We start from the raw sequence: 21,200 nt of genomic DNA on the forward strand, positions 1-21,200 counted from the left end.
CCCAAGGATCGGGCAAAGCATAAGGGCCAGCAGAATACGAAGCTTCATCACCGCCAACCAACTCATAGCTTTCTTCCATGTAAGTTAAACCGAAGGCAACCAAGACATCAGAGTACAAATCAGCATCAAAGTACTTGGTAAAGTCAGCCGAAAATTGTAATTCTTCGTTGATTAAATCCCCTGGTGTAAAAGAAGTGGGCGAGTCAGAGCCCATAGAAGGGTTGATCGTATTTTTAAGGGTATAAGAGATTTCATTTGAGCCATAACGACCACTGAAATCATAAGTCATACCGTTAGCAAATTCACCTTCAAGGCCAGTTACTAGAGAATAGTCAGTAATGTCACCAAAGAAACGTGGTGTGAAACCGCCCGGGAATTTTTCCAGTGGGCTGTATAACGAGCCATCTTGTTCACGTATATTTTCAATTGTGCCGTTACCAGGATAGCGATAGTAGAAGGAGCCATCACCTTCACTTTCAGAGTAGTTACCAAAAGCATAAAACTTCATGTTGTCACTGATTTCGTAACCACTGTTAAAAAACAAACGCGTACCCGAGGTATTCGGTTGTCCCCAAGGCTGTACCACTCCTTCTCCGCCTAAGTTGGCAGCGTCCAAACCAGCGATAAAACCCTCTTCAGTGTAACCTGCGAGGCTCGAATCGAACGAGCCACCACCCAAGAAATCAGGACTTGTGGCATCAACACAGGCCCATGACTCACAGTACTGCTCGGAACGAGAGGTGGAATTTGAATCAGCATATTCAGCTGATATGCTAACAAATCCTTTGTCGCCAAGGGCAAAACCAACGTTACCAGTCATGGTGATTTGCTCACCATCCCCTTCGTAGTATTGGCCTGTTTCAAGTGAAAATGAACCGCCTTCATCGTTGTCTTTTAAGACAAAGTTAATTACCCCAGCGATAGCGTCAGAACCATATTGTGCGGCAGCGCCGTCACGCAGCACTTCAACACCTTTTAAAGCTGATGAAGGAATAGTCGCGATATCTGGCCCTTGGGTACCTGAACCACCAATTTGTACTAATGCAGAACGGTGGCGACGTTTAGAGTTCACTAATACGAGGGTTTTGTCAGTCGGCATGCCACGGAGTGTTGCCGGACGAATAAACGATGCACCATCTGAAATAGGTTGACGTTGCAATGAATACGACGGTACTAAGGTTTTTAATACATCGTTAGTATCAGTAAATGGTACACCCGCTAAATCATCTTCACTGAGTACATCAACGGGTACAGGTGAATCTGCTAAAGAGCGCGGAGCACCACGTGAACCGGTGATAACCACCTTTTCATACGATTCAGCATCGGCGGCTGCATCTGGTGTTTCTTGTGCCATGGCCGACGACAGGGCGACTGTGCTAAGTGCCCACGTCATTAAGCTGGTTTTTATTGCTTTATTTAGCTTAGATTGCTGAAGCATAGTGTTCCCCTTATTTTTATAGTAGCGCTTGGTAGTGTGTGACTAGAATTACTGGTTAAATGGATGCTCTAGCGCCTAGTCAACGTTAGAGCTCATCTCTCATTTAGGTTTGGCAATGACCATTTCAATTTCGATAAGCATGTTTGGCCCACCGGCTAATCCAGCGATCTGAAAGGCAGAACGGGCCGGTTTGTTGGGTTGTTCCTTAGTGCCGAAGTACAAGGTGTAGGCTTTCATAAACCCGCCAAAATCCATTTTGCCGTCCATGGTGGGGTCGCCTACCATGAAGACTTGCATCTTAATGACGTCACCAAAACCGACACCAAGCTCTTTAAACGACTCTTCAAATCGTTTAAATACGTTTAAAGCTTGTGTTTCAGTGTCGCCGTAATATTCGCGGCTGCCGCGCTCTGCTTCTGGATTAACAGGCCCTGGTACCATGCCACTATGAAAGATCAATGTGGTTTCCGGACTAACTTCGACCGCTCGAGAAATGGGAAAAGGATTATTGTTAGGTAAGGCATGACGAGTCACATCAGCAAGAGTCGACACACTAAACAAGGTGCTAGCGGCGACTAAGGCAGATGTAGCAAGGGATAAAGATTTTTTCATGAATATACAGCTCCTAGTAAACTAATTAAGTTGGGTAATATAGGCGGCTAAATTGGCCGCATCTTGCTCGGAAGTCACCATGACACTGGCGGCCTTCATCTGCTGACCATAAGTGTCAGCGCTTTGCGCGCCTCTGACATTGAGACGAAAATGATTGAGTTGAGTGACCAAATACCAATCATTGAGTCCGGTTAAACTCGGCGCTCCAATGGCTTTGTTACCTTCCCCCTGTGCGCCATGACAGGCGGCGCAGCTTTGATAAAGCGCTTTGCCCGCTGAACTGTCTGCAGTTAGGGTTGCTTTAGGTTTATCTGATTCGGTTTTGGCCACCCAAGCGGCAATGGCTTTTAGCTCATCCACACTTAAGCCACTCACCATGGGACGCATTTCCATACCACGATCATCGTCGCTATGGGCACCACGGATCCCTTGTTTAAAATTGAGTAATTGGCGTTCGATATACCACTGAGGCAAACCGCTGAGGCGCGGGGCTCCAATATTGGCATTGCCTTTTAACTGACTACCATGACACACGGTACAATACTCAAGGCCTTCGGGAGTTGGTGTCTCTTCAGCGACGGCTAACTGAGACATAGCTGCTAGGGTGAGTAACACTAAAAATGATTTAACTAACATGGCTGTTAACTCCATGGTCGATATTTACACTGAGAAGTTTATTAAGCTGATTGAGGGCTTGTTCACTTGATGCGAGAGCCCCCTCTTGCCAGCCACTGTGATGACTGATTTGATCACCAATCATAAAATGACGGCCTTCAGGTTTTTGCAATACGTGAAAGTACTTGTCCCAATCTTCTGGGCTCATGCGCATGCCACAGCCCATTTGGTGATTCATTCGTGCCCAAGGAATACTGATGCCGTTTTCGATGTATTTGCTGTAACCAGGGTGGATTTTTTCACCCGATTTAGCACCGGCAAGTAAACGTTCAGCGGGTGTCATGGCTTCAAATGCAGCACTGACTTTAGGATCCCACGTGTAGGCACCTAACAAGATGCCCTTTGGTGCATGAATATCGTGGGAGGGGTACCACAACTGGGCAACCGGATCAGAGGTATAAGAAATACCACCGTAGATTCCTTCTTTTTCCCAAAAGCGTTCTTTCATTTGATAAGCAATCTTAAACAGATGGCCACGTTTGATGCTGTCTAGCCCAGCTTGATAAACTGAAGAGAAGTTGTTTTCAATGCCAGCCATAAAGTAGGCAGGAATATTGTTAAAGCAGTAATCGGCTTGAATCGTATGAAATTGGCCGTTTTGTTCGTAAGTAACCTCTACGCCATTTTCCTGATTGTAGATTTTTTTAACTTGCGCATGTAATACAGGCTTAGCTTTTAAATGACGCACAAAGCCCTTTACTACGCCATCCATACCACCGGTTGGTTCCATTAATGGCTCACACCAGTCATACAGCTCAGCCCCTAATAAACCGCCATACCAAAAGCTGCTATCTAACATCGCTTTTAATTCAATGGGGGCATGGGGTTTTGGAAACTCCAACATACGATCAGTGGTCGAGCCTGCACGCTCAGTACCTACATATTTGCCCGCTTCGGTTAAATCCCCATGAAGACGCGCAAACTTCATTAGCTTTGCGACATCGTCTTCACTAAGCAACTGATCGTATTGATGAGCATCGGCCGACTTCCACAACAACTCAGCCATCAGGCCTCTCACATCGGCGTGATAGTCAATTTGTCTAACGGGCTTACCACCAAATGCCTTGTCGTCGTGAAAATAGGCTAATTTACAACTATTGGCTTTGATCTGTAATGGCACACCCAAAGCTCTACAATAGTGCAATAAGCGGCGATGATGCCCCGGAATTCGTGCAGGACCGCAGTTAAAATACAGGTTTTCGGCTTTATCAAACTGACAAATTTGCGGCTGGCCCATCTCATCAATTTTATCACCGTGACGCACGGTTAAATTTCGTCCACCGGCCCGATGCGACGCTTCAAGGATTGTGACTTGATAGCCAGCTCGTTCTAATTCAATTGCCGTAGCAAGCCCTGCTATACCCGCACCCAGTATCAACGCGCTAGGCTTATTGGTACTAGAAGCAGGCTTGACAGTAACCGGACCGGCGTAGGGGTCGTCATGCATCAAACCCAGTGCTAGGTTGGCTTTGAGTAAGGCAGAAGAGCCACCTGCCGCACCAACATAAGTGAGAAATTGTCTACGAGTTATATTTAGCATAGGTCTTAAAACTACATCCTAATATTTGGTGGTTAAAAAAAACACGCTGCAAAACAGAGCTTTATGCTAACCAGACTCGCCCTAGGACAGAACGCAGTTTAATGTGGTAGGGCTCTATATTTTTTTTATACCCTTTAAAATCTCGTAAAATAGTCGTCAATAATCTGTTGTATTAAGGGGAATTAAAATGGATCTAACAGGCGCACCATCGCCCTGCAGCCACGGCATTTATTTTTTTTGGCACTATTTTTGTATTGTTTGTTAGCTAACGCACCAACAGTTTAGGATTAACGATTACTTACAGGGCAGTTAATCGTGCTATCAAACATTGACGAGCGATTCACTTTAACTAGGTAAGTAATGAATACTAAACAGTTGCAGTATTTTTTAGCGACAGCCGAACAAGGCAGTATTACCGCAGCAGCCAGAGAGTTGGATGTTGCGCAACCGGCGATAAGTTTACAGTTGGCAAATTTAGAGCATGAGTTAAAAATTAAGTTGTTTGAAAGGGATTTTCGCGGCGTAGAGCTTACTGAAGCAGGTCGCTGCTTTGAAGAGCATGCTCGCATTATTTTAACTCAAATCAATGCAGCCAAAGCTGATCTGATGGGCAGTAAAAAGGATTGCAAAGGTAAGGTGGTGGTGGGGCTAAGCCAATCCTGTTGCAACGTATTGTCGATTGAATTGCTAACCGAATTAGAGCATCGTTTTGCCAATGTTGAATTGAGCTTTAGGATAGGGCCCTCTATGGCAGTAGAGCAATGGTTTAATGATGAAGAAGTTGATATAGCCCTGAGTTTTAATCCTGCCGGAATAAACGCAACACAGCGTTCAATACCGTTAATAAGAGAAAATCTCTACCTGTATATCTCACATCATCCAAAAAATCCTGCTTACAGTGAACTAGCCCTGTACGGCTCTATTCATTTTAGAGATTTACAACATTACGATATTTTTATGCCCGTTGAGCAAGATGCCATGTATCGCCTACTCACAGAACAAGCGCAAAAAAGTGGTATCAAACTGAAACCTAAAAACGCCTTTGGCCAACTTATGACCACTTTGCACTACGTTACTCAAGGTTTTGGTTTAGCGGTCTTGCCCTCTTCTGGTGCTTTTCACCTAGAATCGAGCAATCAAATCCGCGCCATCAATATTGTACAACCCGCCTTGCAGCGAGATGTCTATTTACAAATGATTGAAAAAAAATCCCAGGATGTTGCGGTCATTTCGGTATTTGAACTAATTCGAGAAGTGACTGCAAGCATGCATAATCAACAGTTTTGGCGCGGTAGTCTACTTGATAAAAAATACGCTCGGCCATCGAGAATGCAGCTTGAAACCTTAGCCGCAGGCTGAATTAACGCAGTAAATCTAAAGCCTGTGCGCCTGACATGCCTAATTCTACACCTAAGGTTTTAGCCGCAGACGATAGAGCCACAACCGGTTTATTTAACATTTCATTATGGTCGTTTACCCCTGACACGATAGCGCAAGCTTCACCCGTTTTGTCACAGGTAGCGGCATTAATGTAACCACAGGCTAAAAGACCTTTCTCTCCTTGGATCGTTAACAAGGGCAGTTTTAAATCTATTCTTTCTCGCTTTAATTCTCCCCAACTAAAACTATCTGCGAATACGCTCGAAGCAAATAATAAACCTGCACTTGCCCACATAATAATTTTCATCTGCCTTTATCCTCAATATTGTTGCGTATTGTTATTGTTGTCTTGTCATTTACTGACGAAGCGTTGAAGCAACAAGAGTGCCAAGCATTGTAGGCTAGCGATTATTTCAATAGCCTAAATGAGAAGCCGCAGCATAGAGAAAATGCTTTTGCAAAGTAAACATTTTATCGAGTCATTAACTCATTAAACTGCTCAAGACTGCGCTGCGCATTTTGAAAGGCATCAGTTTGTTTTAATTGTTTAAAACTCATGCTGAGACTTTTTTTCAAGGAGGCTGGACGCTCACTGACCACTAAATTACTGGGTAAGCCGTCAATCGCAGCCATGGCACTAGCGGGATCATTGCATACCAGCGCCATGTCACACCCCGCTGCTAATGCAGACTCAACACGAGTGATTATATCACCCACTTGTTTAGCCCCTTGCATGGATAAATCATCGGAAAATACCACACCATCAAACGCCAATTCTTGACGTAAAATTTGGCCAATCCAAGTCTTAGAAAAACCAGCCGGTAACGCGTCTACCTCCGGGTAAATAACATGAGCAGGCATGACTGCAGACAACAAACCTTGTTGATGAATATCTTTGAATATTTGCATATCAATACGCATTATTTCTTCACGGCTGCGCCTGTCAACAGGCATCGCAATGTGAGAGTCCTCCAACACATTACCGTGACCAGGAAAATGTTTACCTGTGGCTTTCATTCCTGCTCGGTGCATCCCCCGAATAAATTCACTGGCCAACCTGACAATATGTTGAGGCTGCTGATGAAAACTTCGGTCGCCAATGACTTGTGAGTTACCATTGATGTCTAGCACGGGTGCAAAACTAATATCGATGTCAAACGCCAGTAATTCAGCGGCCATTAACCAGCCAAATTGTTCAGCCCAGCGATTACTTTGTTCGATACTAACGGGCTCGCGGTCGCTATTTAAGGGGAAGAGTTTACCCATAGCGGGAATTAAGCTAAAACCTTGCCTAAAGCGCTGTACCCTGCCCCCTTCGTGATCGACAGCAATAATGATGTCGTTGCGGCAAGATTGTCTAATGTGTTTAATGAGATCACTGAGCTGAGCCTGATCATAAAAATTACGACTAAATAAAATCAAACCGCCAATCAGAGGATGATCCAACATCTCAATTTCTTCATGCGTCAGTTCATAACCCGACACATCAATCATTAATGGACCCATGTTTACTTCTTATATTTAATTTCGTTTGAGACACTATAAAAACATCACTATCAGCGAGTCAATCGAATCCTACGCCAATGCAACTAAACCGTTTTTTTAAGTTTAGTTAACATAAAGTTATGACATTCCTTAACAGCCATGATTATACTACCGAATGGTTATTTTTGATGTTTATATATGGAATTCTCAACAGTAGGCTTAATTGGCAAACAAGCGCACCAAGGCGCTAATCTTAGCTTTAAGGCCATCATTGTTTATTTAAAAAAGCGCGGATGCCGCATTCTAGTTGAAGAAAACACAGCTAATAAACTTGATTCAAATGGCTTTGAATCAGCCAGCATTAAAGAAATTGGCAAACAAGCTGATCTTGCTATTGTAGTAGGTGGTGACGGCAATATGCTGGGTGCTGCAAGGGTACTTGCCGAATTCAACGTTGCAGTTGTGGGTATTAACCGGGGTAACTTAGGTTTTTTAACCGACATTAACCCCGAAGACTTTGAACAACAACTTGACAGTATTTTCAATGGCGAATGCATCACCGAGCAGCGGTTTTTACTTGAAGTCGAGGTGTTTAGACACGGCAAAATGCAAAGTAAAGATTCGGCCGTCAACGAAGTGGTACTTCACCACGGCAAAGTAGCGCACATGCTTGAGTTTGAAGTGTATTTAGATGATATCTTTGTTTATAGTCAACGTTCAGATGGTTTGATCGTTGCCACACCAACAGGTTCAACTGCTTATTCGTTATCTGGCGGTGGCCCCATACTCACGCCCAACCTCGACGCCTTAACCCTAGTCCCAATGTTTCCGCACACCCTGAGCAGCCGTCCCATTGTCATTGACGCCAACAGTACGGTAAAAATGAAGATATCACCTGAAAATCGCGATAATCTGCAGGTTAGTTGCGACAGCCATATTGTGTTGACAGTGCTACCCGGCGACGAAGTTATTATTCGAAAAAATCCAAACCGCTTATCTCTTATCCACCCCAAAGACTATAACTATTTTAACGTCTTACGCACTAAGCTCAATTGGGGTACCAAACTGTATTAAATGACGGGCCAACAGAAAAACAAGGATATTTTTTGTTAGTACTGGACAGTATGCATACTCATGGTTATATTTACAGTTACTGTATATATAACCACTATTAAGAATTATGCTCACTCACTTATCGATCCGAAATTTTGCAGTCGTAAAAACCTTAGACGTTGATTTTTCAAACGGTATGACCGCCATCACTGGTGAAACTGGTGCAGGTAAGTCTATTTCTGTTGATGCACTCGGCCTATGCCTCGGTGAAAGGGCTGATAGCGGCATGGTGCGAACGGGCGCAGATAAAGCCGAAGTCAGTGCCTTTTTTGATATTACTAAATTGCAAGCGGCACAGGCCTGGCTGCAAAAAAATGAATTGGCTGACGAAGATGAATGTTTAATTAGGCGAGTGATATCTGCTGAAGGTCGTTCAAAAGCCTTTGTAAACGGTATACCCGTTTCCTTGCAGCAATTAAAAGACTTAGGCAGTAATCTGCTGAGCATTCATGGTCAACATGCCCATCAGCTTATTCTGAAAAGTGAGCAACAACGCAATTTGCTTGATGGAGTAGCGGATCACCAAAACTTACTCCAAGCGGTAGCACAAACATATCAAAAATTGCGAGAGCAGCAAAAACGCTATCAGCAACTTGAAGAAGGCCAGCAACAACGAGCTGACCGCTGTCAATTATTGGCTTATCAAATTCAAGAGCTTGATGAGTTTGCCCTAGCCGATGGTGAATTTAACGAACTTGAGATTGATCATAAAAAATTAAGCCACAGTCAAACCCTGCTTGAGCAAACGCAAATTAGTTTTCATCAGTTATATGAGGCAGACGAATTTAACGCCTTGTCGGCGGTGCAAAACAGTTTAGAACGCTTGGCAGAGTTGCAAGAGCATGATCAAAGTTTAGGGCCCATTGTAAATATGCTAAACGAAGCGGCAATTCAAATTGAAGAAGCGGCTCAAGAACTTCGTGCTTATACCGACCAACTTGAAATTGATCCGATGCGAATGCAAACCGTCGAGGCGCGTTTTTCACAGGCGCTTGATTTAGCAAGAAAACACCATGTCCCTGCAGAAGAACTTTATGACTTTCATCAACAACTAAGCAATGAATACCAAGGGCTAATGAAAGAGGATGATTTATTAGAAGAATTAGAGCTGCAATTAAGACAGAGCGAACAAGCCTATTATTTAGCCGCTAAAAAACTCAGTGATTCTCGACAAAAAGCTGCGCTTAATTTTGCCAAGCAAGTACAACAACATATTCAAAAAATGAACATGAAAGACGCTGAATTTGCTATTGATGTTCAGCATATTACTGACAATGTTCCCCATAAACTTGGTTTAGACGCAGTACGCTTTAAAGTGTCGACTAATAAAGGTCAAGCGATGGATGATCTTGAAAAAGTCGTGTCAGGCGGCGAGTTATCCCGTATTGGATTGGCGATCCAAGTTATTGGCTCCGGTAATAGTCAAGTAGCCACCATGATTTTTGACGAAGTTGACAGTGGAATAAGTGGTGCAACCGCTTCTATCGTGGGGCAGTTATTGCGTAAATTAGGCGAACAGACTCAAGTTATTTGTGTGACTCACTTACCTCAAGTGGCTGCCAGAGCACACAATCAAATGTTTGTCGCGAAATTCAGTGATGAACAAACAACAGAAACTCACATGATTTGTTTAGAAGAAAATGAACGAATTGACGAATTAGCACGTCTATTAGCTGGGGATACTTTGACTGAGTCAGCAATTGCTAATGCAAAAGAATTACTGCAAATCAGTAATTCATAGTAATTAAGCATTGATTGCTTGAACTCGGCTGGGTTAGGATGCGACGCTTATTTTAAATAGGTGTCGCCGATAGGTCATTTTTTAAACGCCGAGATACTAAATAATAATGAAGTTCAGAAATTTATTGGTCGTGTTAAGCGCCACGTTTATGTTGTCAGCTTGTGCTGATTGGATTTTCCGTATTGATGTACCACAAGGTAATTTTTTAGACGACAAAGACGTTAAAAAATTACGCATTGATATGACTAAAGAACAGGTTATCTATGTATTAGGTAAACCTGTAGTTGAAGACTCGTTCAACCACGACACTTGGTACTATTTGTATCAAATGAAAAGAGGGATGAAAAAGCGTGGAGAGGACTTCCGTAAAGAGCTCACCATTACCTTTGTTGATGATAAAGTCAATTCAGTAGTTGGGGACTTCGAGTTATCCGAAGATTTTAATACTCCACTAGATCAATAAGGTGTCGGCCTAGCCAGTTTGAGGCCCTTGGTTATCAAGCTGGCATTTTAGTTCATCACTGCCCTACCCCCTATTAAAAAGCACCTTAAATGTGTAGACGGAGTTCGGCGGCTTAACCATCTTAAACAGCAAGTACGTGGCTGGTGCAACATCGCAGCACTGGTTAACGAATTGCATGTATGACAAGGCAATTATCGAATCAATTCATGGGCTTATTGTCATACAACTGCAAGCTTTTAATGGTTACAATGCTCTTTCTATAGCACACTACAAACACGCCTTAAATTATTAAACTAGAAGAAGATATTGAGCTACGAATGAAACAATCCCTTTTACTTATTTTACTCCTTTTAAGTGTTAGTGCCTGTGCTAACTCTCCTCAGCCAGAACAATCTGGCGTAGTTGTACAAGAAACCCATGCATTTAAGGATGTGGTAAAAACCATAAAGCAAAAAACCACTCGGTATAACAGTGATAATGTCTTAGTGGTCGTTGATATTGACAATACCCTATTGACCAGTGAAAGTGATTTGGGTGGCGATATTTGGTATCAATGGCAACGCGGTAGCTTAGCGGTAAAACCCCGTGAAGAGCAAAAAGTACAATGTTTGTTTGAAGACAGCATTAGTTTATTATACGAACTTAGTCCGATGGTGCTGACTGAATCTGCCTTACCTGCGATGATTAACGACTGGCAACAGCAAGGTATTACCGTATTTGCCTTAACCTCTCGCTCGCCTAAAACGCGCTCCGCAACTGAACGTGAATTGTCTCGTGCAGGCATTGATCTCAGTGTTACGGCATTGAGCCCAATAGGCCAAGACGCGCCACTTCTACGAGAGTTTATCCCAAGAGAAATGACGTATATGCAAGGTATCATGATGACCTCTGGTATGAATAAAGGCGCAATGCTTGATTACCTACTAAGTAAAATGCAGCGACAGTTCAAAGCGATCGTGTTTGTCGACGATTCACAAAAAAATATCGATAACCTATACGAAGCGTATAAGGGCAATGGCACTATAGACATGACGATTTTTCACTACAACAAGGTAGAAGAAGACCGCATGAAAAAAAATGGTGCAATACTGAGTCAAAATCAAGCTGATGAGATGGCCCACCAATGGGATACTTTAACAGCATTGATAAATTCAATTTATCCAAGCAGAAGCTCAGGTAGCTGTTTAAGCAGCAACTAACTCCCTTTCCTCTTCCCAATAAACCGGCCTAATTTTTAGCAGGCCGGTTTATTTTGTGGCATAATATGCGCCAAATTTTCTGCCGCTTTGTAAACATCGCGCAGTTAACGCACTTTCTCACTATCTAACCTTGGAATTATTACCTTGCTAAGTACCGCAAACATCACCATGCAATTTGGCGAAAAGCCACTATTTGAAAATGTATCCGTTAAATTTGGCAACAATAATCGTTATGGTTTAATTGGTGCCAATGGCAGTGGTAAATCCACCTTTATGAAAATTTTAGGCGGTGACTTAGAGCCTTCAGCAGGCAATGTGTCTACCGATCCGGGTGAACGTATTGGTAAGTTAAAACAAGATCAGTTCGCTTATGAGGAATATAGCGTTATTGATGCCGTTGTTATGGGTCACACTGAACTTTGGACGGTAAAAGCCGAAAGAGACGCGATATACGCTAATCCAGAGATGACCGAGGAAGATGGTATTCGTGTTGCTGAACTTGAGTCTGAGTTTGCCGAAATGGATGGTTATACGGCAGAAGCGAGAGCAGGTGAATTACTTATCGCAGTAGGTATTCCGGTAGAGCAACATTATGGCTTAATGAGTGAAATAGCCCCAGGTTGGAAATTAAGGGTGTTACTTGCTCAAGTGTTGTTTTCAGATCCTGACATCATGTTGTTAGATGAACCCACTAACAACTTGGACATTAATACGATCCGTTGGTTAGAGACCATATTGAACGAACGTAACTGCACCATGATCATCATTTCGCACGATCGACATTTCTTAAACTCAGTCTGCACGCATATGGCCGATTTAGATTACGGCGAGATCCGTTTGTTTGCTGGTAATTACGATGAATATATGACCGCGTCTACTCAAGCGCGCGAACGTTTATTGGCCGATAATGCGAAGAAAAAAGCGCAAATAGCCGAGTTACGCACCTTTGTTAGTCGCTTTTCTGCCAATGCGTCTAAGTCGAAACAAGCGACCAGTCGCGCTAAACAGATAGATAAAATAAAATTGGATGACGTTAAACCCTCTAGTCGTCAAAACCCTTTTATTCGGTTTGAAGAAAGTAAAAAGCTGCATCGTCAAGCGCTAGAAGTGACTGAATTATCGAAATCATTTGATGAGCAATTGTTTAAAAATCTAAATCTAATGGTAGAAGTTGGTGAGCGTGTCGCCGTGATCGGTGCTAACGGTGTAGGTAAAACCACTTTATTGAATTGTTTAATGTCAAAGGTTGCGCCATCCACTGGGGAAGTCAAATGGTCGGAAAATTCAAACATAGGCTATTATGCGCAGGATCATGCATCAGATTTTGAAAAAGACTTGTCTCTGGTTGAATGGATGTATCAATGGGCACAAGAAGGAGATGATGAACAGGTTATCAGAGGCACACTGGGGCGTTTATTATTTTCGCAAAGCGAAATCAATAAGTCTGTGAAGGTTATCTCTGGTGGTGAGCAAGGACGGATGCTTTTTGGCAAGCTTATGTTGCAAAAACCCAATATTTTAGTCATGGATGAACCTACTAACCACTTAGATATGGAATCTATTGAGTCACTTAACTTGGCCTTGGAAAACTACCCAGGCACCTTGATTTTTGTTAGTCACGATCGAGAGTTTGTATCGTCTCTCGCCACGCGTATTATCGAAATAACACCAAGTAAGGTCATTGATTTTAAAGGTGATTACGAGAGCTATTTAGCCAGCCAAGCCTAAATATTTTACTAGGATTAAATAGGCAATAAAAAACCGGAATTAATCCGGTTTCTTATTGCTTGGTATTCACAACGATTAATGAATCGTCAGTAACCAAGATACAAACGCTTTCGCTTCTTGGGTTGAAGTAAAAACATTCAACTTTTGACCAAATTGGTCAGCAAACGCCACTTTGTGTTTGTTAACAGATATTGCATGCACTGGGCACGCTACACGGATATCAGTACCGTGATAGGTAGTAAATGACATAATAAAACTCTATTTTACAGATAAGCCACTGTCTCGTATTAATCAATACAAACAAGGTTTATCAAAAACTAAAAAGAAGCTTCACTATAGTGTTGACGATAACGCTATTAAGGTTTTATCTGTATGAGCTACAAGGAAAAATCATCCTGTTTTACGCTCACGAGCTCGCCGTACAATAATTCAGCTTTGTTATTTTTTTAATGTTGGTCGACTGGATCAGAGAAAGACAATACATTGAAGACTTGTTTGGTGAGAGGATAAACAAGTCGCAAGCAGTCTATGATGAATGGAGGTTATTAGCAAGCCTTATTAATGATAAAACTAATCTATCTTGTTTAGCGTGTTATCATCGCCTTCCGTAGTTTACTGATCCTCTAATCCTTATGCTCAAAATTGCAGTACTTGTCGATGTGCAAAATATTTACTACACCACTCGCGACGCTTTCGCCAAACAATTTAATTACCGAGAGTTTTGGCAGCAACTTAGTCAACGAGGAGAGATAGTTATCGCCAATGCTTACGCAATAGACAAAGGAGATATGCAACAAGGTAAGTTTCAAAATGCCTTGAAGCACATCGGTTTCAACGTAAAATTAAAACCCTTTATCCAACGTAGTGATGGCTCGGCGAAAGGAGATTGGGACGTAGGCATTACTATCGACGCCCTTGAAGCAGCAAAAGATATTGATTGTTTGGTTTTGCTCTCTGGTGATGGAGACTTTGATTTACTGCTCGCTACTTTAAAGCATAAACATCAATGCAGAACGGTGGTCTATGGCGTTCCCCAACTCACAGCAAACTCTTTAGTGAATGCTGCCGACGAGTTTATTAAAATCGACGACAGCCTGCTACTGTAGGTTTAAATAAACGTTGCGGCCAAGAACGCCAAGAAATAGGCAAGAAGGCCGTAACCAACAAATAAGCCCCAAGCGATCTTTTTACTGCCTGTTTCGCCTTTAATTGTCGCTACTGTAGCAACACACTGCAACGCTACGACGTAAAACAGCATCAGACCAATTCCAGCCCCTAAAGCCAAACCATCGCTTTGAATGTTTGCAGCCAGTCCAGCAATATTTTCATCCGCTCCTTCGATACCAAACAAAGTACCCAGTGCACCAACGAAAACTTCTCTGGCTAAAAACGAGACTAAAATAGCCACGCCATAACGCCAATCCAAACCCAAAGGCGTAAATATCGGATCAATCCAATGGCCTAGCATTGCCAAATACGAAGACTGTAAGTCACCGTTTTGCGGAAAATAGCCCAAAAACCAAATAACCACAGAAACCATAAAAATGACTGGCGCAGCTCGTTTAATGAACTGCTTAGCACTGGTTAATACGCGGTGAATAAGGGGTTTCCAGTGCGGTAATCGGTAAGTGGGCAATTCTAGAATAAAGGGCATTTCAGCCTGATCTGTATTCATGTCAGTGAGTTTGTTAAGCAAAGTACTCACTAATAAGGCGGTTAAAATCCCGATGAAATACAAAATGAAAAACGTAATCCCCTGTAAGTTAAGTAAACCACCTAAGTATTGCGTTTCAGGGACCAGCACCGCTATTAATAGCGCATAAACTGGCAAACGAGCAGAACATGACATCAAAGGGATAGTCATCATGGTAATTAGGCGTTTGCGCGGTGACTCGATGGTTCTCGCGGCAAATATCGCAGGGATAGCGCATGCGTGGCCTGATAAGTAAGGAATAAAGCTTCTGCCAGATAAACCAAAAAAGCTTAGCGGTTTATGGCAAATTAACGCTGCACGAGCTAAGTAACCAGTATCCTCTAATAGGCCAATGACCAAGGTCAGTACCATAATTTGTGGCACAAAGACTAAAAATGATCCTACTCCGCCAAAGAGCGCATCAGTAACAAAATCATTAACAACCCCAGGCGGTAACACACTACTAGACAGTGCAGCTAACTGGCCAACGATGGCTTCAACACCATCCATTAAAGGACTTGCCCAAGTAAAAATACTCTGGAATAACAGGAACATAATGACTAAAAAGATTAAACCACCAAATACATTATTCAGCAAAAAGTCATCTATTTTGTTTTGTCTTTTCAGTACTACATCCGCTTTTATGCCATATTGCTGAGATAATTTTCGACTGATTTCCAATACGGGTTGGCTTGCCTCTTCTGTTTTTAGCGGGATGAAATCTTGCGGATGTTGAGCCGCATCGAGCAAGGCAAGTCTAAACTCATGTAAGCCAAGTAAGGTTTTGGCCGAAAGAGCATGCACCTTACAACCTAAGTCTTGTGCGAGTTGTTCGGTATCAATATGATGGCCAAAACGAGAGACTTCATCGATCATATTTAAGGCAAATATAAGGCCTTTGTTATGTTGAAAGGCAAGATCTCTGACCTGCAAGCCAAACACCAAACTACGTTCTAAACGAGTAGCATCCAAGTTACATACAATCAACGAGGTGTCATCGCTATGCATCGCTTCATGCAACTTAGCAATAGCTAGCTCTTCATCGCGAGAAAGGCTTTGTAAAGAATAGGTACCAGGAAAATCAACCAGTTGATACTGATCAAACTTTCCACTTTTGAGCTCTACCGTTACGCCTGGGAAATTAGCTACTTTTTGACGCATTCCGGTTAATTGATTGAATAATAAGCTCTTGCCTGAGTTGGGTTTACCAACCAAGATGATATTTTTCATTAACTGCCTTAAAACCTGTGTTTAATTGCAATACTTAACGTATCAACACTGAGAAATTTGCTGTGGTATTACTGCGTCTTTCGTTTGAAAAAATAAAACGATGATATGTATTACGCAGCGGTGATATTGATGCGTGTGGCGATGCTTTGCTCCAAAGAATACACACAATCACCTAGTTGCAAAACCAAAGGGCCTTTTAGCGGGCTACGGCGTAAACATTGAATTAACTGCCCACTGGCAAACCCCATTTCGTTTAGGCGCTGCCCAATTGCAGGTACTAAAGTGGCATCAAGACTATCAATCATTGCTGATTGTTTATTTTTAATTTCCCAAAGCGTCATACAAGCACCTTAATAAAAGCTACAAATGCAAACAATTCGCATTTATACCATTAAAGGGGGTAAGAGTGCAATCAATGTGCTGCACTCCTGCACGTAAAGCGGACTTATTATTTTACGCGTAAATGATCGGCTACCAAAAATGCCATTTCTAACACTTGGTCGGCGTTCAATCGTGGGTCGCACTGGGTTTTATATGCTTGGGCTAAGTCATCATCACTGATTTGATATGCCCCACCTGTGCACTCAGTCACATGCTGTCCAGTCATTTCAAGATGAATACCTCCAGCATGAGTTCCTTCTGCTTTGTGTGCGGCAAAAAATTGCTGAATTTCACGCAAGATAGCATCAAAATTTCGCGTTTTAAAACCACTAGAAGCTTTAATAGTGTTACCGTGCATCGGATCAGAACTCCACACCACTTTGCGGCCTTCTTGTTTAACACGGCGTAACAATCGTGGGAGATTCTTCTCGAGATTATCTGCACCCATGCGGGTGATTAGCGTTAAACGCCCCGCAGTATTCTGTGGGTTAAGCGCGTCAATTAATTGAATTAATTCGTCATCGCCCATGCTTGGACCCACTTTGACCCCTATTGGGTTATGGATACCACGGAAGAATTCCAAATGCGCATGATCAAGTTGACGCGTACGTTCACCAATCCACAGCATGTGCGCCGAACAGTTGTACCAGTTGCCGCTTAGGGTGTCGATACGGGTTAAGGCTTGCTCGTAATTAAGCAATAGAGCTTCATGAGAAGTAAACAAAGACGTTTCATGCAAGGTTGGCGTATTGGTGGGATTAATCCCCATCACACTCATAAACTCTAGTGACTCTTGAATACGCTGAGCGATATCCTGATAGCGTTCTTTTAATGGATTATTATCCACAAACGCCATATTCCAACGGTTCACCTCGTTCAAATCAGCTAAACCGCCTTGAGCAAAAGCGCGCAACAAGTTCAAGGTCGCAGCAGACTGATTATAGGCTTCTAACATTCTTTGTGGATCGGGTCGACGAGCCGCTTCTGTAAACTCAAAACTGTTAATAATATCGCCACGATAACTGGGTAAGGCTATGCCATCGATCGTTTCAAAGTCACCAGAGCGAGGCTTGGCATATTGGCCTGCCATACGCGCGACTTTAGTAACCGGACAACGGCCTGCAAAGGTCAAAACAATGGCCATTTGCAAGATAACCTTAAAGGTATCGCGAATTTTAGGCGCATTAAATTCATTAAACGACTCAGCGCAATCGCCACCTTGCAATAAAAATCCATTGCCCTCGGCTACTGCGCCAAGTTGCTTAAATAATTGGCGAGTTTCGGCGGCAAAGACTAAAGGTGGATAACTCTTTAACTTTTGTTCAACTGCGCTTAATTGTTGTTTATCTTCATACGTTGGTTGTTGCAAAATCGGCTTTGCACGCCAACTATCGGGTTGCCACTGGCTCACAATGTTTCCTTATTCGGTTTTCAATAATAATTAGCCTAAACATTTACAGTAAAAGGGCTGCATCAGACGTTAGAGGGTATGATAAACGAAAGCAATCAGAACATGCACTATTCTAGATAAGTTTGAAATATCTTATTGCCAGCTTCATCAATTGCAAATCGAATACCGCAGCTAAAGATGTGAGATAAATCATCATTGCTAATACTCTGCAGAGACCCCATTGTTTTCACGATCTGTCCTTGTTGGAGCAACCATATTTTATTGGCATATTGCTGGCACAAATTTAAATCGTGGTGATTCACCACCACCGCACTACCTGAGTCACTTAGGCGAGCCAATAAGCTAAACAGTAAATGTTGATGTTTAAAATCCAAGCCCTGAGTCGGCTCGTCTAATAAAATAATTGCCTGCCCCAGTTTAATAGCGGGCCATACTTGAAGCAGTGTCCGAGCAATATGTACCCGCCTTGCTTCACCACCCGAGAGTTGATTAAGGGGTTTATGCATCAGGTTTGTTAATTCAAGGGCATCTTCCAAGTCGTCAGGTAAGTCGTAGCACTCGCTAAAGAAGTACAACACTTCTGAGACTGTTAAAGCAAACGCACTACTTTGTTGCTGCTCTTGAAAACAGCGAAAGCTAGCCAGTTGCGGTAAGCTGTAATCGACAATGCTGAGACCATTTAACAGTACAAGGCCGCTATCCAGTTCCAGCAAACCTGCGATAGCACTTAGTAAAGACGATTTCCCCGCGCCATTAGTCCCAAGTACGTGTATAAAGTCGCCCTTATCAACATGACCAGAAACCGCATTTAACCGCCCTGTTACGCTCAATTTTTCAAACTTTACCATGTTAGTGACGCTTCTTACCTAAACGTGCAACAGAATAGAGAAAAATGGGGCCGCCTAAACTAGCGGTAATCATCGATACCGGTAAACTAATCCCCATGAACCAACGCGTAGCGAGCTCTACCCATAACAATAAACATGCGCCCAAGATAGCGGAAGCTGGCAGGATGAAACGATTGTCATAACCAAAAAAATTCCGCAGTAAATGAGGCACTAATAACCCCACAAAGGCAATTGAACCTGCGAGCGACACTGCAGCTCCAACACTCAGCGCGCATACCAACAACATCTTGTTTTGAAATTTATGCACATCTAAGCCCGCCAACTGCGCGCTATTTTGACCAAAATAGTACCAATTTAACGCTCGCCCTTGCTTCATCAAGTACGCAATCAATCCCCCGAGTAAGGGGGCGGCAAAAAATAAAATAGGCCAATCTGCCTGATGCAGACTTCCCATCAACCAAAACGTTAAGTTTCGCATTGACTGGGCATCTGAAAAAAAGTGTAACCATGCAACTACTGCCCCGCTGATAGTCGATATCGCAATACCAGCCAAAATGACAGAGGCATGATTAGCGGCTAATCTGCGCGCAACGGAAAAAATTAAAATAGTAGAGATGATGGCGCCAATGAAACAACTAAGAGGAAGGAGATATTGAAGAATATTAGGCGCAAGCCCCCCACCCAATAATAAAAATAAAGCGGCACACAAACTGGCACCACTGGTAATACCGATAATACCAGGGTCAGCCAAAGGATTGTGCAGTAAAACTTGTAAACTGGCCGAACTAATCGATAACGCAGCGCCAACCAAACAAGCCGTGATAACCAAAGGCAAACGCAGTTTAATGATAATTTGTTGGTCTAATTCGTTTTGCCAAGGCGCACTCAAGCCATCAAATAGCACTAAAAGCACACTACACATTAGCACCAGCAAAAAACCACCTAAGTAGGTTTTATGCTTGTCTTTGTTTGTTTTAACGGACTGCAAATCGTGATGCTATTGAAATAAGTAAACCATCAGACGCCAACTCGATAAGGTCAAGTACATACTCAAATCCCCGCTTACCGCCATAATAGGGGTCTGGCACTTCTTCAACATCGGAGTCTGCGTATTGCATAAATAACACCACTTTATGCTGATATTCAGCCGGGCACATTTCTAATAAATGGCGAAGATTTTCTTTATCCATCGCAAGGATATATTCAAATTTTTCAAAGTCTTCAAGCACCACTTTGCGACTTTTTATGCCTTTAAAATTATAGCCACGCTCTTGTGCAACCGCCTTTGCTCGTTCGTCTGGGGTCACACCAATGTGATAGCCCATTGTTCCGGCAGAATCGATATCAATCCTGAGTTGGCTGTTTTTTATTTTTTCCTTAAACACCGCTTCTGCGGTTGGAGAGCGGCAAATGTTACCTAAACACACAAATAACACCGAGGTATCACTATTTGCCATATCAGCAACTCCCATACGTTATTAAATTGATTTCATTGTGTTTTACCATTGTATGGCTCGATTTGGCAAGCGCTAGACCGTACTTAAACCAAGCAAGACAAATTAAGCCGAGTGGCAGCTTCGCTTGGGTCACTTAATCGAGGCAAAGTAGCGATTAGGGGCGCACGCAACAAAAGCTTTAAGGATTCAATGTTTTCGTTTAAAAATGGCATATCAGGATCCAAAGTATTGGCAACCCAACCCACTATTTTTAAACCGTGTTGACGCACGCTATCCGCAGTTAGCATGGCATGATTTAAACACCCTAATCGCATACCTACCACCAAAATAACAGCGAGGTTTTGATTAGCCACAAAATCAGACAAAAATGTCGGATGACCTTGTTCGTTATTGCCAAGCGGTAAACGCCAGCCCCCTGCCCCTTCAACAATCAACACATCTGGCTCTTTGTGCAATAGACTTACAAATCCTTGTTTAATCCGGTCTAGCGATAAGTCGATTGACTGCCCCTTACCCAATGCAATTTGCGCGGCTAAATGAGGTGCGATAGGTTCGACTAGCGCAATTGGGTTAACCTCTGCGTAATCAAGTGCTAAGCTACTCGATTGCTGTAAAGCCAATGCGTCTTCATTTCTTAAGCCATCGGTAGTGGTTTCACAACCCGCAGCAATTGGTTTATAAGCGGCAGTTTTTAAATCGAGTTGATTGAAGGCCTGAAGCAAAGCCACTGAAAAAAAGGTTTTTCCTACTTCGGTATCGGTGCCGGTAATAAAATAAGCTCGGCTAGTGGCCGCTAATTGTCCCAT

Annotated in this window: 21 protein-coding genes; 7 read left to right on the forward strand and 14 right to left on the reverse strand. The window is 42.8% G+C overall.

The features are described 5' to 3' along the window. The 4 genes from NWQ57_RS09990 to NWQ57_RS10005 form a co-directional block, all read right to left on the reverse strand. The coding region (locus NWQ57_RS09990; RefSeq protein WP_306022007.1) for a TonB-dependent siderophore receptor at positions 1-1,438 on the reverse strand (1,438 nt) is incomplete at its 3' end. 99 nt (positions 1,439-1,537) lie between these two features. Continuing rightward, positions 1,538-2,050, reverse strand: coding sequence for a RidA family protein (locus tag NWQ57_RS09995; RefSeq protein WP_306022008.1), 513 nt, complete (start codon positions 2,048-2,050; stop codon positions 1,538-1,540). Between the two features lie 21 nt (positions 2,051-2,071). Further along, positions 2,072-2,686 carry a cytochrome c gene (locus NWQ57_RS10000; RefSeq protein ID WP_306022009.1) on the reverse strand — a complete coding sequence of 205 codons (615 nt, stop codon included), beginning with the start codon at positions 2,684-2,686 and terminating at the stop codon, positions 2,072-2,074. Continuing rightward, a complete protein-coding gene (locus tag NWQ57_RS10005) occupies positions 2,676-4,265 on the reverse strand; it encodes an FAD-dependent oxidoreductase (RefSeq protein ID WP_306022010.1) in 1,590 nt (529 codons plus the stop codon). Before NWQ57_RS10005 ends, NWQ57_RS10000 begins: the two co-directional genes overlap by 11 nt. A gap of 360 nt (positions 4,266-4,625) precedes the next feature. Here NWQ57_RS10005 and NWQ57_RS10010 point away from each other — a divergent pair, with 360 nt between their 5' ends. Continuing rightward, positions 4,626-5,624, forward strand: coding sequence for a LysR family transcriptional regulator (locus NWQ57_RS10010; protein ID WP_306022011.1), 999 nt, complete (start codon positions 4,626-4,628; stop codon positions 5,622-5,624). Position 5,625: 1 nt separating this feature from the next. Here the strand turns inward: NWQ57_RS10010 and NWQ57_RS10015 are convergent, their stop codons facing one another. Both NWQ57_RS10015 and nagZ read right to left on the reverse strand, forming a co-directional pair. Next, complete coding sequence (locus tag NWQ57_RS10015; protein ID WP_306022012.1) at positions 5,626-5,952, reverse strand: YunC family protein; 327 nt, start codon at positions 5,950-5,952, stop codon at positions 5,626-5,628. A 164-nt stretch (positions 5,953-6,116) separates the two neighbouring features. Next, positions 6,117-7,151: a beta-N-acetylhexosaminidase gene (nagZ, locus tag NWQ57_RS10020; protein WP_306022013.1), complete on the reverse strand. Its 1,035-nt coding sequence runs from the start codon at positions 7,149-7,151 to the stop codon at positions 6,117-6,119. Between the two features lie 177 nt (positions 7,152-7,328). On the opposite strand from nagZ, the gene nadK reads away from it, so the two are divergent. The 5 genes from nadK to NWQ57_RS10045 all read left to right on the forward strand — a co-directional run bounded on the left by nadK (position 7,329) and on the right by NWQ57_RS10045 (position 13,374). After that, positions 7,329-8,204 (forward strand): NAD(+) kinase, encoded by an 876-nt coding sequence (gene nadK / locus NWQ57_RS10025; RefSeq protein WP_306022014.1) that lies wholly within the window; start codon positions 7,329-7,331, stop codon positions 8,202-8,204. A gap of 106 nt (positions 8,205-8,310) precedes the next feature. Then, complete coding sequence (recN, locus tag NWQ57_RS10030) at positions 8,311-9,984, forward strand: DNA repair protein RecN (RefSeq protein ID WP_306022015.1); 1,674 nt, start codon at positions 8,311-8,313, stop codon at positions 9,982-9,984. 106 nt (positions 9,985-10,090) lie between these two features. Further along, positions 10,091-10,447, forward strand: a complete 357-nt coding sequence (locus tag NWQ57_RS10035) for an outer membrane protein assembly factor BamE (RefSeq protein ID WP_306022016.1) — start codon at positions 10,091-10,093, stop codon at positions 10,445-10,447. Positions 10,448-10,764: 317 nt separating this feature from the next. Next, entirely contained in the window at positions 10,765-11,646 is an 882-nt protein-coding gene (locus tag NWQ57_RS10040) for a DUF2608 domain-containing protein (protein WP_306022017.1), read from the forward strand. A 144-nt stretch (positions 11,647-11,790) separates the two neighbouring features. Next, positions 11,791-13,374, forward strand: a complete 1,584-nt coding sequence (locus tag NWQ57_RS10045; protein WP_306022018.1) for an ABC-F family ATPase — start codon at positions 11,791-11,793, stop codon at positions 13,372-13,374. A 75-nt stretch (positions 13,375-13,449) separates the two neighbouring features. On the opposite strand, the gene NWQ57_RS10050 is transcribed toward NWQ57_RS10045, so the two are convergent. Then, entirely contained in the window at positions 13,450-13,623 is a 174-nt protein-coding gene (locus NWQ57_RS10050) for a hypothetical protein (RefSeq protein ID WP_306022019.1), read from the reverse strand. Between the two features lie 383 nt (positions 13,624-14,006). Between NWQ57_RS10050 and NWQ57_RS10055 the strand changes: the two genes are divergently transcribed. Then, on the forward strand, positions 14,007-14,480 hold the full coding sequence (locus NWQ57_RS10055; protein ID WP_306022020.1) for an NYN domain-containing protein: 474 nt from the start codon (positions 14,007-14,009) through the stop codon (positions 14,478-14,480). A gap of 2 nt (positions 14,481-14,482) precedes the next feature. On the opposite strand, the gene NWQ57_RS10060 is transcribed toward NWQ57_RS10055, so the two are convergent. From NWQ57_RS10060 to bioD, 7 genes are all read right to left on the reverse strand, one after another. Next, positions 14,483-16,297, reverse strand: coding sequence for a ferrous iron transporter B (locus NWQ57_RS10060; RefSeq protein ID WP_306022021.1), 1,815 nt, complete (start codon positions 16,295-16,297; stop codon positions 14,483-14,485). A gap of 110 nt (positions 16,298-16,407) precedes the next feature. Next, a complete protein-coding gene (locus tag NWQ57_RS10065; protein ID WP_306022022.1) occupies positions 16,408-16,638 on the reverse strand; it encodes a FeoA family protein in 231 nt (76 codons plus the stop codon). A gap of 107 nt (positions 16,639-16,745) precedes the next feature. Beyond that, positions 16,746-18,089: a class II 3-deoxy-7-phosphoheptulonate synthase gene (locus NWQ57_RS10070; RefSeq protein WP_306022023.1), complete on the reverse strand. Its 1,344-nt coding sequence runs from the start codon at positions 18,087-18,089 to the stop codon at positions 16,746-16,748. 107 nt (positions 18,090-18,196) lie between these two features. After that, entirely contained in the window at positions 18,197-18,937 is a 741-nt protein-coding gene (locus NWQ57_RS10075; protein WP_306022024.1) for an ATP-binding cassette domain-containing protein, read from the reverse strand. Position 18,938: 1 nt separating this feature from the next. Then, a complete protein-coding gene (locus NWQ57_RS10080; protein ID WP_306022025.1) occupies positions 18,939-19,925 on the reverse strand; it encodes an iron ABC transporter permease in 987 nt (328 codons plus the stop codon). Next, on the reverse strand, positions 19,912-20,394 hold the full coding sequence (locus tag NWQ57_RS10085) for a low molecular weight protein-tyrosine-phosphatase (protein ID WP_306022026.1): 483 nt from the start codon (positions 20,392-20,394) through the stop codon (positions 19,912-19,914). Before NWQ57_RS10085 ends, NWQ57_RS10080 begins: the two co-directional genes overlap by 14 nt. 83 nt (positions 20,395-20,477) lie before the next feature. Next, positions 20,478-21,200, reverse strand: coding sequence for a dethiobiotin synthase (gene bioD / locus NWQ57_RS10090; protein ID WP_306022027.1), 723 nt, complete (start codon positions 21,198-21,200; stop codon positions 20,478-20,480).

It is taken from the genome of Paraglaciecola sp. (assembly GCF_030730205.1).
Lineage (GTDB): Bacteria > Pseudomonadota > Gammaproteobacteria > Enterobacterales > Alteromonadaceae > Paraglaciecola.